We start from the raw sequence: 15,405 nt of genomic DNA on the forward strand, positions 1-15,405 counted from the left end.
TAATAAAATAAGGTACTAAATAAATAATGTTTGTAGATAAAACTTTAATGATTACAGGAGGCACCGGTTCGTTTGGTAATGCGGTGCTTTTTCGTTTTCTTAAATCCGATATTATCAATGATATTAAGGAAATTAGAATTTTTAGTAGAGATGAAAAAAAGCAAGAGGATATGCGTATTGCTTTAAATAACTCAAAACTTAAATTCTATATCGGGGATGTACGTAATTATAAAAGTATTGATGAGGCAATGCATGGTGTAGATTATGTATTTCATGCCGCCGCTTTAAAGCAAGTTCCGACTTGTGAGTTTTATCCTATGGAAGCAATCAATACTAACGTCTTAGGTGCTGAAAATGTTTTAAGTGCTGCTATTAATAACAAAGTTACAAAAGTTATTGTACTGAGTACCGATAAGGCTGTATATCCAATTAATGCAATGGGATTATCTAAAGCATTAATGGAAAAGTTAGCAATAGCAAAAGCACGTATGCGTTCTCCAGGTGAGACTGTGCTTTGCGTCACTAGATACGGTAACGTTATGGCATCTCGTGGTTCGGTAATTCCTCTTTTTATCAATCAAATAAAACAAGGTAAGGAATTAACCATTACAGAACCGTCAATGACACGTTTTTTAATGTCGCTTGTAGATTCCGTAGATTTAGTTTTATATGCGTTTGAGCATGGACGTCAAGGAGATATTTTCGTACAAAAATCTCCAGCAAGTACAATTGAAGTACTCGCAAAAGCGTTACAAGATATATTCGATAGTAAAAATGAAATACGTTTTATCGGTACACGTCACGGCGAAAAACATTACGAATCGCTAGTATCATCTGAAGAAATGGCAAAAGTTGATGATTTAATGGATTATTACCGTATTCCTATGGACGGGCGTGATCTTAATTATGCAAAATATTTTGTTGAAGGTGAAAAGAAAGTAGCTCTTTTAGAGGATTACACTTCCCATAATACAAAACGTTTAAATTTAGAAGAAGTAAAAGAGTTATTACTGACGCTTGATTACGTACAAGAGGAGCTAAAAAATGCTTAAGGTAATGACGATTGTCGGTACTCGTCCTGAACTTATTAAACTATGCTGCGTGATTTCCGAGTTTGATAAATATACTAATCACCTCCTAGTTCACACCGGTCAAAATTATGCATATGAATTAAATCAGGTTTTTTTTGATGATATGGGAATTAGAAAGCCTGATTATTTCTTAGAAGTAGCGGCAGATAATACGGCAAAATCTATCGGGCTTATTATCGAAAAAGTAGACGAGGTACTTGAGAAAGAAAAACCCGACGCCGTTTTATTTTACGGCGATACTAATTCGTGTTTATCGGCGATTGCTGCTAAACGCCGTAAAATTCCGATTTTTCATATGGAAGCAGGAAATCGTTGTTTTGATCAGCGTGTACCTGAAGAAATAAACCGTAAAATCATTGATCATATTAGCGACGTTAACATTACGTTAACCGAGCATGCAAGACGTTATTTAATTGCTGAAGGTTTGCCGCCTGAGCTTATTTTTAAATCAGGTTCGCATATGCCTGAGGTCCTTGATCGCTTTATACCTAAAATATTAAAGTCGGATATTTTAGATAAATTATCGTTAAAAGCAAAGCAGTATTTCTTAATTAGCTCACATCGTGAGGAAAATGTCGACGTCAAAAGTAATCTGAAAGAATTATTAAGTAGTTTACAAACGCTTATTAAAGAGTATAATTTCCCCGTAATCTTCTCAACACATCCAAGGACTAAAAAAAGGCTTGAGGATTTAGAGGGGTTTAAGGAGCTTGGTGATAAAATAAGGTTTTTACCGGCTTTTGGTTTTACAGATTACGTTAAACTCCAGATGAATGCGTTTTGTATTTTATCCGATAGCGGTACTATTACTGAAGAAGCATCAATACTTAATTTACCTGCTTTAAATATTAGAGAGGCACATGAGCGTCCTGAAGGTATGGATGCCGGAGTGCTTATTATGTCGGGCTTTAAAGCTGAACGGGTACTACAATCGGTGAAAGCTATTACGGAAGAACACGAGAATAATAAACGCTTGCAAGATATCGTGCCGGATTATGCCGAAGCGGGTCTTGTATCAAAGAAAATATTGCGTATAGTTTTAAGTTATGTGGATTATGTTAATCGCACAGTATGGTTTTAGAAGTAATCCTATTCATTATTATCATATCAAAAACATGAAATTCTTTAAATTAATAAAACCTAACACTTTATTTTTAAGTGTTTTTTTACTAATAACTCTTATATCTTCTTTTTGCTATTCCAAAGAAAATTCTTATAAAAAAATAGTTTTTCTTGTTAGTACAGAGACATTCGGCGGCAAAGGCGTATACGCAATGTATAATGAGATGAAAAAAATAGGTCATGATGTCAAAATTGTAATAGTACCTCATCCTCATCCCAATATTCAAGGAGGAATAGATACCGAGTTTATTAGTAAATTTGATACACAAGATGTGATATATCCATGCGGTAAGTATGCTTCTTATTCAAATGTTAATACAAAATGTGAAATTTCTGAATTAAAAAATTATCAGCCGGATTTTATTTTTACGCAAAACCCTTACGAAAATTTTCAAGGCTATATATCAGAACCTTTTACGGCTGCTAATTTGTATAAGAGTTTTAGAGGAACTAAAACAAAAATTATGTATATAGTCTATGGTCCGCATATCTTTCATCAAAAAAAATATTGATGATGATAAGTTATCAAGTTTCATAGAGACGGTATTTGTTGATTCAGAAAGTACAAAGAATATCTTTATTAGTAATTATAAATTTCCTAAGGATAGAGTTATTGTTTCAGGTTATCAACCATACTATGAAGTAAGAAATTATAACATTGGAGAAAAACCAAACTCGGAAACCATTTTATGGCTTCCTAGATGGGAATTATCGTTTAAAAACAGAGATTTATATGAAGGAGGTTCTACTTTCTTAAATTATCACTATTTTTTCTATAATTATGCATTACAACATCCTGATATTCATTTTATTATAAGACCACATGTTACACTATTTACCTATGCGGTCAGTAAAAATTACTTAAGCCAAAGTGATATGGATAATATATTAAGTAGATTTAACTCTTTAAAGAATGTTACTGTTTCTGCACATGCATTCAGGTCGTTACTGGATGATATAATGGTGTCGGATATTGTAATAAGTGACGGTACTCCATCTCTTGCTGAAGTAGTAGTTGCCGATAAGCCTATAATTTACTTAAGTAATGGTTGGAATAATGAATTTAATAGCAATGCTCTATCTAAAGAATTAAAAAAATATATGTATTTTACTTATGAGCCGCAAGATATTATTAACTATATAGAATTTATTAAGCAAAATCATTATTTACCTTATCATGAAAATAGTAGTGGCAGAAATCAATTTAAAAAGATGCTTGATCCTGTAGAAAACCCTGCTGCATTTATCGCCGAATATTTGTTAAAATTATAATAATTAAAATATGTATATATTAGAAGAAATTTATAATGATGGTGAAAGATTAATTCCTGGGAAAACTCATGATGTTTTAGAGGTAATTCGTCATAAAAGTAGTTATAAATTTTTTAAAAAAATTATAGAAGCCGATATACTTAATAGTCCATTAATGCTAAATCAAAAAATAAAAATTTTAGATATAGGTTGTGGAACAGGACACGGAACTTTCATGCTAAGCGATATATTAGGAGTAGAAATTACAGCAATAGATATTAGTAAAGAATCTATAATTTATGCTGAACAAAATTATGGAGCATCTAATATAAAATATATTAAATCTGATTTAGTTAGTTTTATTAAAAAGGCAGAAGGATACGACTATATCGTATCACGACATGCACTTGAGCATATTGAAGAGGGGCTAAATCTAGTACTTAATATTAAGTATAAAAAACGATTAATAGTAAATGTACCTTTTAATGAACCGGACGGTAATATACATCACTTAGTTCATTGGATTACTGAAAAAGACTTTGAATCATATAAGAATAAAGAATTTTTATATGAAGGATTAGATGGCGTAACTAACGACACACATTCTGAAAAAAATCCTCCTAATTCTATAATCTGTATATCCAGTAACTCAGACTTAAAGCCTATAAAACAACTATTTAACTATCCAATCTCAGCTTGGGCTCCGGAATTTTTAGAAAAATTAGGTTTGCAATTCCAAGATATATTAAAACAATTGCTGCAAACTAGAGATGCATTTAAAAATAGTGAAGAGAAAAACTTAAACTATGAAATTAAATTAAATAATACTATAACAGAGCTAAATAATGCTTTAGAAGAAATAAAAATTCTTAAAAATAAACTAATTATTAGTGAAGAAGAATCTATTTTTTTAAAGCTCTATAGAAAATTTAAACAATAAAGGCATTGCTAACTAAAGAGAGATGTCATCCCGTGGCTTGGGAACTAGATCTAGGAAAATAACTTAAAATACTAATAAATTTAGTATTTTTAACTGGCTCTAGTTCATAAATCACGGGATGACATCGAGCTTTTTATTATTATCTTTCTTTAGTTAGCAATGCCACAATAAAACTAAAATTTTATAAATTATTTCTAAAAGTTATGATAACTAAAAAAGATAAACCTTTAAATATTTATTGTCCTTTAGTTTCCATTATTATACCTGTCTATAATGGGGCTAATTATATGCGTGAAGCGATAGATAGTGCTTTAGCCCAAACATATGAAAATATTGAAATTGTAGTTGTTAATGATGGCTCTAAAGATAATGGAGAGACAGAAAATGTAGCATTATCATACGGTGATAAAATACGCTATTTTCATAAAGAAAACGGTGGTTGTGGTTCGGCTTTAAATTACGGTATAAAAAACATGAAAGGGGAGTATTTTTCGTGGCTTAGCCATGATGATATATATTATCCTAATAAAATCGAGCATCAAGTTAACATATTAAATAAATTAGATAATAAAGATACTATTATTTATGGCGGTTATGAATTAATTGATGAAAAAGGAAGCTCTTTACGTTATATTAAACCGGATAGTGTGCTACCTATAAATAAACTTAATATTTCTTTATTACCTTTATTACGAGGATTAATACATGGTTGTTCATTATTAATTCCTGCTAAATATTTTCATGAAATCGGTATATTTAATGAAGCTTTACCGACAACGCAAGATTATGATTTATGGTTTAAAATTCTCCGTGTTGCCCCTATTCATTTTGACGAGTCTATCCTAATTAAATCTCGTTTTCATTCAGAGCAAGGTAGTAAAAAAATATCAAATCATAATGAAGAATGTAATGTATTATGGTCATCGTTTCTTCACGAGTTAACAGAAGAAGAAATGATCAAAATGGAAAGTTCTCCTTATTTATTTTTAACTCGTACAGCTACTTTTTTATCAAATAATACTCCGTATAAAAAAGCTTGTGATTTAGCAAATACTATGGCTAAGCAAGTACTACATGATACTAAAGTTAGTGTTATTATACCGGTATATAATAGAATAAATTGGGCAATTGAAGCTATAGAAAGTGTACTTATTCAAACACACAAAAATTTTGAGATACTTATAATAGATGATGGATCGACTGATGATATATCAGAATTAACTTCAATATGCAAAAAAGATAAAAGAATAAGATATTTTCATAAAAAAAATGAAGGACCTGCTGCTGCACGTAGCTTAGGTATTAAAAATGCTATAGGGAAATATATTGCTTTCCTTGATTCAGACGATTTATTTTATAAGGATAAAATAGAAATCCAATTAAAGTTTATGGAAGAAAATAATTTTATATTTTCTCATACTTCATATCAAAAAATAAATGAAAAAGGAAAATATATAGAATCTGTTCATTCTGGGTTTTTTAGTGGAAATGTTTTTCCTCAAGTTATACAAACTTGTCCAATAGCAATGCCGACAGTTATGGGAACTTTGACATTATTCCAAGAAAATTTATTTCCTGAAAATATAAGAAGCGGTGAAGATTGTTGTTTATGGATATCTATTGCTAGTAAAAACTCAATAGGTGGTATAGACAAAGAATTGTCTAAAGTACGAATTAGCGGTGGTACTAATACGTTTATGGACCCAAATAAATATTCAGTAGGTTTAATAAATATTACTTCTTATGTTCTTAATGATCCTTATTTAAGTAAATTTAGTCCGTTTACTATTAATTTGTTATTAGCGGCTGTTACACAATTAAGATTATTAGAAAATAAAGACTATAAAAAAAGTAATATTTCTTTTTTCAACAATAATTATGTAATTCAAAAAATACAAACCTATTGCTTTGTGACAAAAATTTTGATTTTGTTAACTATTACTTCTATAAGGCAAGAAGGAATACGTGCAACAATCTCTAGAATACAGAGATGGCTTAGAAAGCATATATAAATAACTATTCCTCAATTATCTTAACTTTTGAGCCGTCGCCGATTTTAGTCATACCTTCGGTAACAACTAAGTCGCCTTCTTTAATATCGTTAGAGGTAATTTCAATTAGACCTTCTGTACGTGTGCCGATTTTTGCATATAATTGTTTTACCGTATCACCGTCTATTTTATAAATAAAGTTACCTTGATTATTTCGTTGAATACAACTTTCAGGAACAGTTAGATTTTTGTGAGGATTAATTATAAGCGTAACATCTACGAAGCTATTATGCAGGATTTTTGTCCCCATAGGTAAAATAATTTTAGCTGTTAAAGTACCGTTATCTGATAAGTAATGCGATACTGCCCCGATTGTACTTTTAATTTTTCCTGCAATTAAAACTTCAGTATCGACTCCAACTTTTCCGCTTAAAGACTCCGGCAATTCAATAAAAATACTTTGTGAGTTTTCTGTTCCGGTAATGCTAAAAAGATAATTGCCTATTTTTACTTCATCACCGACCATAGACTTAATTACGCCTATTTTACCGGAGTAGGGTGCAGTAATTATCATGTCGTTATATGTTTTTAGAGCTTTGGAATAATTAAATTTAGCATCTTCAAGTTCGCTTTTTGACCTTTTATATTCCTAGTTGCTTACAAATTTTTTAGCAAATAAAGCTTCTTTTCTATTATAATCTTCTTGTTTTGTATTTAATAAAGCTGCTGCTCTAGATTTAGTGGCTTCTGCTATGTTTTTATCTATAACTAGCAATATATCTCCTTTCTTTACTATTTCTCCTTGATGTGCTGAGACTTTTTCAACTACTCCAATGGCATTAGCATAATAATCACGGCTATTATCATTCTGGCATTGCCCTACAATATTAAATATGTCGTAAAGTTCGGCAATTTGTACTTTAGTTGCTTTTACTCCTGTAATTTTTTCTTCTTCCTTTTTACTTGCTATAGTAGAAAGGGAAATTAAGTAAGGTAAAAAGAACAATAAGTTTTGCGGGCATAATATTATACTATAAGTTGAATAGGTGTCATCTAGTTAGTTTGTCTGCGTTAGGTATTGCCCGCGTGGATGGATTTCACCTCTGTCATCCCGTGGTCAAGCCACGGGGTGACAGAGTGGGTTTACCGGCCCACGCAACAATACCTCCAAGTTATGACAAAGTATGCTTTTTAAGTTCCTCATCCGTTAACCATTTATATTCTTTTTCTAGAATTTCAAATCTGATTTTTTCTAATTGTTCATCAAGATCAGGTTCAGGAACGATAGCAGAACCCATAAATTCAAATCCTTGATAGTTAATTTTTAGTTTCTTACAAATTTCTTGTAATGATAGTAAATTTTCTTCTATATCATCAATAAATATTATTGATTGCGGATAATAATCTGTTTTGCGTAATACATATTCAAGTACGCTTCCTTTATCATATTCCGCAGTATAAATTATGCCATCTTTTAATGTAGGTTTACCGTAACCGATATTAAAATCCTCGATTGTTATTTCATCTTCTAAAGGTGAAAATTCTTGAAAATTTACCTTTAATTCAGTGAGTTCACGAATTCTCCATTCGATCATATCTTCAATTACGCCGAATTTACCGGTAGGAAGTTTAGTAAGCCCCATTGCCGGAATATTTTTTTCTTTAAGTAGAGTAAATATTTTTAAAATATCTAAATTAACGAACCTAGATTTTTTTCCTTTAAGAATAACGCTAAGTAATAATTCACATTCTTTTCTAGTAAGTGTTTTTTCAATGTTCTTCATTAATTCTTTTCTATAATCATGTGTTAACCTAGATTCATCACTATCCATTACAATTACTCCATCTACATCAAAAAGCACCAAGCTAGTATTATCGGCTTGTTTTAACGCTTCTATAACTTCTTTAAAATCATGAACTTTATTTATTTTACTATACATATTCTTTATTTTTTTTGTTTAATGCTATACAGCAAAAAGCATTATGATATTGACGCTAAATTTAAAAGTGAGCTTAACGGAGCGTATAATTAATACGTGAGTATAAGCGAATCTTGCAAAATTTGGTGTCAAGAGCTTAATGTTTGAAGCTGTATTACTTCTTCTAAGGAATTTGTCATTACCTTTAAATCTTCTTCTCTAGATAAATTATGGTGACCGTCTTTAATTAGCTTCATTACTATTTGTTTACTTATTATTTTTTCTAATAATTTTACTGAAACATTATAAGGCACGTCTTCATCTAACATTCCATGAATTAGATGTACCGGTATATTTATATCAATCTGTTTCTTTATCAATAATAAATGTTTTTTTGCATCTTCTATCAGTTTATAGCTTATAGGATATTTATGCTCACAATTTTTACCCCTTACTTCTAATATTCCCTCTTTTTGCATCTTATTTTGATCGTCTAGAGATATATTTTGCCAAATATCTTCAGTAAAATCCGGAGCAGGGGCTACACACACAAGCCCTTTTATTTTATCAGGAAATTTTAAAGCTGCAAGAAGTGCTAACCATCCTCCCATGCTCGAACCTACTAATATTGCCTTCGTATCAATTAATTTGTCTAAAATTAGTGATACTCCTTCTAACCAATCACTAATTGTTTGCTCCTCAAATTGTCCTGATGCGTTTCCATGGCCGAAATTATCAAAAACAATAAAATTATAATTGTTTTTTTTACAATAATCTATTAAATAGATAGCCTTAGTTGATTGCATATTAGACATCAAGCCGTGTAAAAAAATTACAGATGGAATATTTGTATTAATTATTCTATAATTATCATAGACAATAAATTTGTCTTGTGTTTTATTATAAAGCTTGTGCATTTTAAATAATTATTTTAATAGATTGAGATTTAATGCCTTCATTAAAGTCAAGTAAACGATACAATAAATATATTATTTTGCAAGTAGTTCCTGCTCTATTCTCGGGAGGGGTTGAAAGAGGTACTATAGAAGTTGCAAAATATCTTAAAATTCTCGGTCATACTCCTATCATAATTTCAGCAGGCGGTATTCTAGTTAAAGAGTTAGATAAGGAAGATATATTGCATATTGAAATGAATAGTAGCAGTAAAAATCCTTTTGTAATTCTGAATAATGCAAAATTGATAGCAGAAATAATCAAAAAATATAATGTTGATATAGTTCATACAAGATCAAGGGCACCGGCATGGAGTTCATATCTAGCAACAAAATGGACGAACGCTAAATTTCTGACTACTTTTCATGGGGTTTATAATATTCCGAATAGTTTTAAAAAATATTATAATAGCATAATGCTAAAAGGCGAGAAAGTTATTGCTGTATCCAATTTTGTAAAACAACATTTGCTTGAAAACTATAAAATTGATGAAGACAAAATAGTAGTAATTGAGCGTGGAGTAAATTGTGATTATTTTGATCCGGCAAATTTAACGCCTGAAAAACTTAAAAAATGTCGTGATAAATATGATGCACCGAGCAACGTGCCGATAATATTAATGCCTTCTAGAATGACAAGCTGGAAAGGACATCTTGTTCTAGTAGAAGCATTAAGTAAGTTAAAACATAGAGATTTTTATTGTTTAATGGTTGGTGATATATCTAGACATCCCAATTTTACTAATAGAGTCAAAGAGCTTATAGCTACTCTAAAACTTCAAAATAAAATTCAAATTTTCGGTAATGATTCGGATATAATAAACCTATACGGGATTTCCGATATTATCGTTTCTGCCTCAATCGAGCCTGAAGCTTTCGGACGTACTATTATAGAAGGGCAGGCGATGGAGAAGCTTGTTATTGCAACTAATATCGGCGGGGCAGTAGAAACGATAAATAATAATATAACCGGTTTCCACGTAGAACCAAATAATGCCGAAGCGTTAGCAGAGAAAATCGATTATTGCTTCTCGATTTTAGGTACTGATACTGCTAAGAAAATCCAAGAAGCAGCAAGACATACGGTAATTAATAATTTCTCTCTTGATCTGATGCTAAGAAAAAACCTTGAAGTCTATAAAGAAATCTTAAAAAACTCCCATAATTGAACACCTAGATTTAGTATATACTTATGATAAATGAAAAGTAAAGTATATAGGTTTGAATAGAATAGCTATTCTCCTAATAATTTTATTTCAGCGTACAAATCTTCAAGATTTATATACTGATCATAAAAATTATTATAATCATGAGATTTACCGTCATGATGTACTACAAGCATTAAAGTTTCCGGTAAAAATTCTTTTAAAGCTTGTTGTGCATTTTCTATAGATATTTTATCAAGATTGGCAAACACCTCGTCTAAAATTAATATTTTAGGGTTTGAAATTATAGCTTTAATGATTCCAATTTTTTTCTTTTGACCGCCACTTGGTGCATTTATTACATCATAATTTTTATCACTTAAGTGCGTAATTAATGTAGCTAGATCCAATTTTATAAATAATGTGTTAATTTTTTCTTCTAATGATTGTTTATTACTTTTAATGATTGATTGATCAAGACCAGAGGTTATTACTTCAAATAAAGTAGATTGAGCCGGTATGTAACTATTCTGATCAATAAATATTATTTTTGGATTTTGATAATGGGTAGGTATGGAAATTTCACCAACGCTATGGCATGGGTCAGCAATACAATTTACTAAACTCTTTAAAAAAGTAGTTTTGCCTTTTCCTGAGGAAGCTGAAAGAAGATAATGTGCTCCTAGTTTTAATACTAATTTTTCAAAACTCAAAATAGTTCTTTCTTCTATAATTAGGTTATAATCAGAAATTACAAGTTCATCATTTGTATCATTAGTAGACCATGTTATTCCTTTTTTATCCTCAGAAGAAATTGCCTCTATTAATTTTGTAATTCTTGCTTGTGATATAGCTGCTCCACTAAAGATTATTTTTAATGAGGAACTTGTTAAGAATGATTTTAAAGTTTCAAGCCAAGGATTAAGTAGTAGAGCTTGCTCAAGTGTAATCTCTCCATTTTTTACTTTATAAATATAGTAAAGTGATTTTATGAATTTATCTGAGATATCTAATATAGTAGTTATAGTATTTTTTGTGCTATCTAAAAACAACATTTTCTTTGATATTTCTTTTTTAGCTTTAAGTTGCTTGGCATATTGATTTTGCACAAATTGAGCAGAATCAGTTAACAAGATATTTGAAGTGTTAGAGGATATATTTCTTACTATAGAAGCTTTATTTTCGTTAATTTTCTCCGCTTCTTTCCTATAAGAAATATCCAGTTGATATAATATATTTAAAAATCCTTGCTTAATATTTTCAAACTCATTAAATATAATAGCTCCTGGAACTAAATTCATTATATCTTGCAATGCAATAAGCTGTATAATTTTTTGAGTGGTTAAATTCCCTAATTGTAAAATTCCAATAGTAAAAGTATTATGAAGATCAATAAATAAATTATTAGTAATAGCTTCTATATCCTTTAATCCTAAGATTTTACTTTTATATTCCTCGTTTAGTAACAGTTCTAAAGCTTTTTGTTCAATTAAATCTTGAGTATTTTGTATTAAAGAAGTTTTATATGATTGGAATAGTGTGCTTATTATATTTTTTCCACACCATAAAATACTGATTTTTGCTCCTTGAGAAACAAGAGGCCCTATAGCAGCAGTAGGGTCCTGTATGAGTAAGGTCAATGCAATTAATGTATTGCCATCATTTCCGGTGTAGTTAATAAAACTACTATTTATACATGCTTCAATTAAATCTAAAACATTTGTTATAACCATATTTCTAATAATTGGATTATTAGAAATGTGATAAAATCCTTGAGTTACATCTTTAATTTCATTTTTTGAATCATTTTTAAAATTGTTAGAAAGTATATTAGGGTCAATTACCCTAATATTAGGAGTTAAGTTTGTCTGAATTTCTTTTAAATTTTCCTGATAATTTAAGAAATCAGTCCCATAATATGTTAAGCTTAATATTGCAGCTGTAGAAGTTAAATAAATTGGTACTGAATAATTAGGAAAAGTCGTGATGAGATTTGTAGTAATAGGGTAGATTAAACTTCCTTTAAATGTGGCAGAAGTAAGATAATGTTTCTGAAAATACCCTTCGGTTATTAAGATTTCATCAGCAAGAGTTGCCGAAACAAAAATACTGCCTCCTTTTGTCCCATTTACAATAAAACCAGTTATACCGCTAATTATTAAATGCGTCCCATATGCTAACTTCTTGGAAAAGGTAGAAGCAGCATTATTTTTATTAAAATTTACCTTATTAGATGAAATTGTAGATATTATATCATCTAGATCATAGCCTAAGTTAGAAAAAGATTTTATTACCGGATTTTTACGAAATAAAAAAAGAGAATACCATAATTATTAATTTTTATTAAAATAATGGCATTATATGTTCTTAAAAATAATACGCAAGTAGAAACAATTATTATATATGGGTCATTGTTTATTAAAAATAGATATCATCATTGCAAACGGGCGTTGTTGCGTAGATACCCAAGTTTTCATTGCGAGGAGCGAAGCTTTGCTGCAATCCAGAAAAAATAATAAAAAAATTCTGTAAATCAGAATTTTTTTTCTTCCTTGCTTCGTCGAATTACTACGTAATTCTTCTCGCAATGACGGAAAAGCAGGTCCACGCAACAATATCTTTCGAGGAAGCCTTGTTGCGTGGACCGGTAAAACCCACTATGTCACCCCGTGGCTTGCTAACTAGCTCCATAAAAACAATAAAAATACTAATAATTTTAGTATTTTTAACTGGATCCCGTGGTCAAGCCTATAGTACAGAACAGTTTTTGAAAAGACCTCAATGTCGTCCCCGCGAAAGCGGGGATCCAGGCTAGAAAATCTTAATTTTAAAGATTTTTTATTATATCGTTTTTTTTAAGATAAAGCTTTCAAAAAAGCTTTAAAGTACTGGATTCCCGCTTTTGCGGGAATGACATAGAATAGAAATTGTCCGGTACTATGGGTCAAGCCGCGGGATGATAGAGGTGAAATTGATCCACGCAACAATATCTTTCGAGCGACTGAAAGAAGCGTGTCAATCCATAAAAATACTAAAAATTAGCATTTGTATACTGTCTTGCTACGTCAAAATTTACAGTTTTTTCTTCTTAGCTCAGACGTTAAATTCTTAACTAATCTATCTTTAATAAACGCTGCCGAATTAGGTGATAAGTTGTGTTATAGTATAAAGGAAAAATTTAGGTGTAGGGAAGAAAGTAAAAAGGCAGATAAATAAAACCTGCCTTTTTGTAATTATTAACGAGAATATAACTCGATTACTAAATGAACTTCTGCTTCAAAAGGATATGGAACATCAGAAAGAGCAGGAACTCTTAAATATTTACCGGTTAATGAAGGTACATCAAATGATAAATAGCCTGGTGTTGTTTGGCCTTGTTTTGAAACGGATTCTTGGATAAGCGGTATTTGTTTTACGGATTCTTTAACTTCTATAACATCACCTTCCTTTAGTCGTATGCTTGCTATATCGGCTTTCTTACCGTTTAATTTAATATGTCCGTGTGAAACTAATTGTCTTGCAGCAAAAATAGTTGGAGCTATATTCATTCTATAAACTACTGTATCAAGTCTGCTTTCAAGTAACCCGATGAAGTTTTCACCGGTATTACCTTTCATTTTTTGAGCAAGTGCAAAAATATTCCTAAATTGTTTTTCAGTGACACGACCGTAATGGCATTTTAATCTTTGCTTAGCTTTTAAATGTAAACCATAATCTGAAGTTTTAATCATGGTATTCTGCCCATGCTGTCCGGGACGATAATTTCGTGTATTGAAAGCATCCTTGCTATCACCCCATAGACTTACTCCAAGTCTTCTACTAGCTTTATATTTAGAACGAACAATTTTTGTCACTGATAATATCCTTAACTTTATATTTGAATTACAAGAAAATATATACATTTCTTATATCAAAGTCAATCATTGATTTTTAACCTAAAACTTTTTATATTTAATTAAAAAATATTTCATATGAGTTCTTTAGTAAGGTCAATCAATTTAGATAAAATCAATTATTCACAGAGTACAGTTAAAGACTATATATTATTAATGAAACCGCGTGTGATGTCGCTTGTGATTTTTACGGGTTTTGTAGGTATGTGGCTTGCTCCTTATTCCGTGCATCCTTTTATTGCCGGTATTGCTGTTGTTTGCATAGCTCTTGGTGCAGGTAGTGCAGGAGCAATTAATATGTGGTACGATAGAGATATCGATAGCTTAATGAAACGTACTCAAAAAAGACCTATCGTCAGAGGGGCTATAGAACCTGATGAGGCTTTATCTTTTGGTTTGATAACGGGATTTTTTGCAGTATTTTTTATGGCTTTATGTGTTAATCTACTTGCATCCTTTTTACTGCTATTCACTATTTTTTATTATATCTGTATTTATACTATTTGGTTAAAGCGTCGTTCTATACAAAATATTGTTATTGGCGGAGTATCGGGAGCATTACCTCCTGTGATAGGTTATGCCGCGGTAAGCAATACTATATCTTTAGAGTCAATTATATTATTTTTGATTATTTTTATTTGGACGCCGCCGCATTCATGGGCTCTTGCTTTATTCTGTAACGATGACTATAAAAACTGTAAAGTACCAATGATGCCTGCAGTAAAAGGGAATTTATATACTAAGAAACAAATTCTAATTTACAGCATTCTTTTATTTATTGTTTCATTAATGCCTTTTTTTATCGGAATGAATAATTTTATATATTTAATAATTTCCGGTATTCTTGGGTTAGTATTTCTATATTATTCCGGTTCTTTATTCTATGACACCCCTGATAACAAACAGGCTAAACGATTTTTTGCCTATTCGATATTTTACTTGTTTTTTATATTTTTACTTTTGTCCTCAACTAGCACTATATCCACTATTAGCTGAGAGATAATAGTGTTGGGTTACTTTTATGGAAGACAAAATTGAAACCCAACGTGAAGAAACATATCATAGGTTTATTTTCATGCAAGTGATTTTTTATTTATAAC

General features: G+C 30.5%; 11 protein-coding genes and 3 pseudogenes. 8 read left to right on the forward strand and 6 right to left on the reverse strand.

Going from position 1 to position 15,405, the window contains the following annotated elements; all coding sequences use genetic code 11:
* The first annotated feature begins 26 nt into the window (after positions 1-26).
* The 5 genes and pseudogenes from capD to AC5587_RS03100 all read left to right on the forward strand — a co-directional run bounded on the left by capD (position 27) and on the right by AC5587_RS03100 (position 6,416).
* On the forward strand, positions 27-1,052 hold the full coding sequence (gene capD / locus AC5587_RS03080; RefSeq protein ID WP_499162820.1) for a UDP-glucose 4-epimerase: 1,026 nt from the start codon (positions 27-29) through the stop codon (positions 1,050-1,052).
* Positions 1,045-2,172: a non-hydrolyzing UDP-N-acetylglucosamine 2-epimerase gene (gene wecB / locus AC5587_RS03085; RefSeq protein ID WP_499162821.1), complete on the forward strand. Its 1,128-nt coding sequence runs from the start codon at positions 1,045-1,047 to the stop codon at positions 2,170-2,172. The genes capD and wecB overlap by 8 nt, the downstream gene beginning before the upstream one ends.
* A pseudogene (locus AC5587_RS03090) lies at positions 2,138-3,485 on the forward strand (hypothetical protein). Before wecB ends, AC5587_RS03090 begins: the two are co-directional and overlap by 35 nt.
* 16 nt (positions 3,486-3,501) lie before the next feature.
* Positions 3,502-3,984, forward strand: a pseudogene (locus AC5587_RS03095) (class I SAM-dependent methyltransferase); the annotation flags it as partial.
* Positions 3,985-4,607: 623 nt separating this feature from the next.
* Positions 4,608-6,416, forward strand: coding sequence for a glycosyltransferase family 2 protein (locus tag AC5587_RS03100; RefSeq protein WP_499162822.1), 1,809 nt, complete (start codon positions 4,608-4,610; stop codon positions 6,414-6,416).
* A gap of 4 nt (positions 6,417-6,420) precedes the next feature.
* On the opposite strand, the pseudogene AC5587_RS03105 reads toward AC5587_RS03100, so the two are convergent.
* The 3 genes and pseudogenes from AC5587_RS03105 to AC5587_RS03115 form a co-directional block, all read right to left on the reverse strand.
* Positions 6,421-7,420: pseudogene (locus tag AC5587_RS03105) on the reverse strand (efflux RND transporter periplasmic adaptor subunit).
* Between the two features lie 147 nt (positions 7,421-7,567).
* Positions 7,568-8,335 carry a DUF2608 domain-containing protein gene (locus tag AC5587_RS03110; RefSeq protein ID WP_499162823.1) on the reverse strand — a complete coding sequence of 256 codons (768 nt, stop codon included), beginning with the start codon at positions 8,333-8,335 and terminating at the stop codon, positions 7,568-7,570.
* 128 nt (positions 8,336-8,463) lie between these two features.
* Positions 8,464-9,231 carry an alpha/beta hydrolase gene (locus AC5587_RS03115; RefSeq protein ID WP_410527004.1) on the reverse strand — a complete coding sequence of 256 codons (768 nt, stop codon included), beginning with the start codon at positions 9,229-9,231 and terminating at the stop codon, positions 8,464-8,466.
* Between the two features lie 32 nt (positions 9,232-9,263).
* Between AC5587_RS03115 and AC5587_RS03120 the strand changes: the two genes are divergently transcribed.
* Positions 9,264-10,436: a glycosyltransferase family 4 protein gene (locus AC5587_RS03120; RefSeq protein ID WP_499162824.1), complete on the forward strand. Its 1,173-nt coding sequence runs from the start codon at positions 9,264-9,266 to the stop codon at positions 10,434-10,436.
* 65 nt (positions 10,437-10,501) lie between these two features.
* Here AC5587_RS03120 and AC5587_RS03125 read toward each other — a convergent pair whose 3' ends face one another.
* Complete coding sequence (locus AC5587_RS03125) at positions 10,502-12,145, reverse strand: ATP-binding cassette domain-containing protein (protein ID WP_499162825.1); 1,644 nt, start codon at positions 12,143-12,145, stop codon at positions 10,502-10,504.
* Positions 12,146-12,999: 854 nt separating this feature from the next.
* On the opposite strand from AC5587_RS03125, the gene AC5587_RS03130 reads away from it, so the two are divergent.
* Positions 13,000-13,227: a hypothetical protein gene (locus AC5587_RS03130; RefSeq protein WP_499162826.1), complete on the forward strand. Its 228-nt coding sequence runs from the start codon at positions 13,000-13,002 to the stop codon at positions 13,225-13,227.
* A 40-nt stretch (positions 13,228-13,267) separates the two neighbouring features.
* Here the strand turns inward: AC5587_RS03130 and AC5587_RS03135 are convergent, their stop codons facing one another.
* On the reverse strand, positions 13,268-13,399 hold the full coding sequence (locus AC5587_RS03135; protein WP_410526675.1) for a hypothetical protein: 132 nt from the start codon (positions 13,397-13,399) through the stop codon (positions 13,268-13,270).
* Between the two features lie 249 nt (positions 13,400-13,648).
* On the reverse strand, positions 13,649-14,266 hold the full coding sequence (rpsD, locus tag AC5587_RS03140) for a 30S ribosomal protein S4 (RefSeq protein ID WP_023508073.1): 618 nt from the start codon (positions 14,264-14,266) through the stop codon (positions 13,649-13,651).
* A 117-nt stretch (positions 14,267-14,383) separates the two neighbouring features.
* Here rpsD and cyoE point away from each other — a divergent pair, with 117 nt between their 5' ends.
* Positions 14,384-15,301, forward strand: coding sequence for a heme o synthase (gene cyoE / locus AC5587_RS03145; RefSeq protein ID WP_499162827.1), 918 nt, complete (start codon positions 14,384-14,386; stop codon positions 15,299-15,301).
* Positions 15,302-15,405 lie beyond the last annotated feature (104 nt).

The sequence above is a fragment of the Rickettsia endosymbiont of Hedychridium roseum genome, from assembly GCF_964028255.1.
GTDB classification, from domain to species: Bacteria; Pseudomonadota; Alphaproteobacteria; order Rickettsiales; family Rickettsiaceae; genus Rickettsia; species Rickettsia asembonensis.

Coding starts and splice junctions, on each gene's coding strand:
- capD (WP_499162820.1), top strand. CDS start 27: ATGTTTGTAGATAAAACTTTAATGATTACAGGAGGCACCGGTTCGTTT.
- wecB (WP_499162821.1), top strand. CDS start 1,045: ATGCTTAAGGTAATGACGATTGTCGGTACTCGTCCTGAACTTATTAAA.
- AC5587_RS03100 (WP_499162822.1), top strand. CDS start 4,608: ATGATAACTAAAAAAGATAAACCTTTAAATATTTATTGTCCTTTAGTT.
- AC5587_RS03110 (WP_499162823.1), bottom strand. CDS start 8,335: ATGTATAGTAAAATAAATAAAGTTCATGATTTTAAAGAAGTTATAGAA.
- AC5587_RS03115 (WP_410527004.1), bottom strand. CDS start 9,231: ATGCACAAGCTTTATAATAAAACACAAGACAAATTTATTGTCTATGAT.
- AC5587_RS03120 (WP_499162824.1), top strand. CDS start 9,264: ATGCCTTCATTAAAGTCAAGTAAACGATACAATAAATATATTATTTTG.
- AC5587_RS03125 (WP_499162825.1), bottom strand. CDS start 12,145: ATGGTTATAACAAATGTTTTAGATTTAATTGAAGCATGTATAAATAGT.
- AC5587_RS03130 (WP_499162826.1), top strand. CDS start 13,000: ATGACGGAAAAGCAGGTCCACGCAACAATATCTTTCGAGGAAGCCTTG.
- cyoE (WP_499162827.1), top strand. CDS start 14,384: ATGAGTTCTTTAGTAAGGTCAATCAATTTAGATAAAATCAATTATTCA.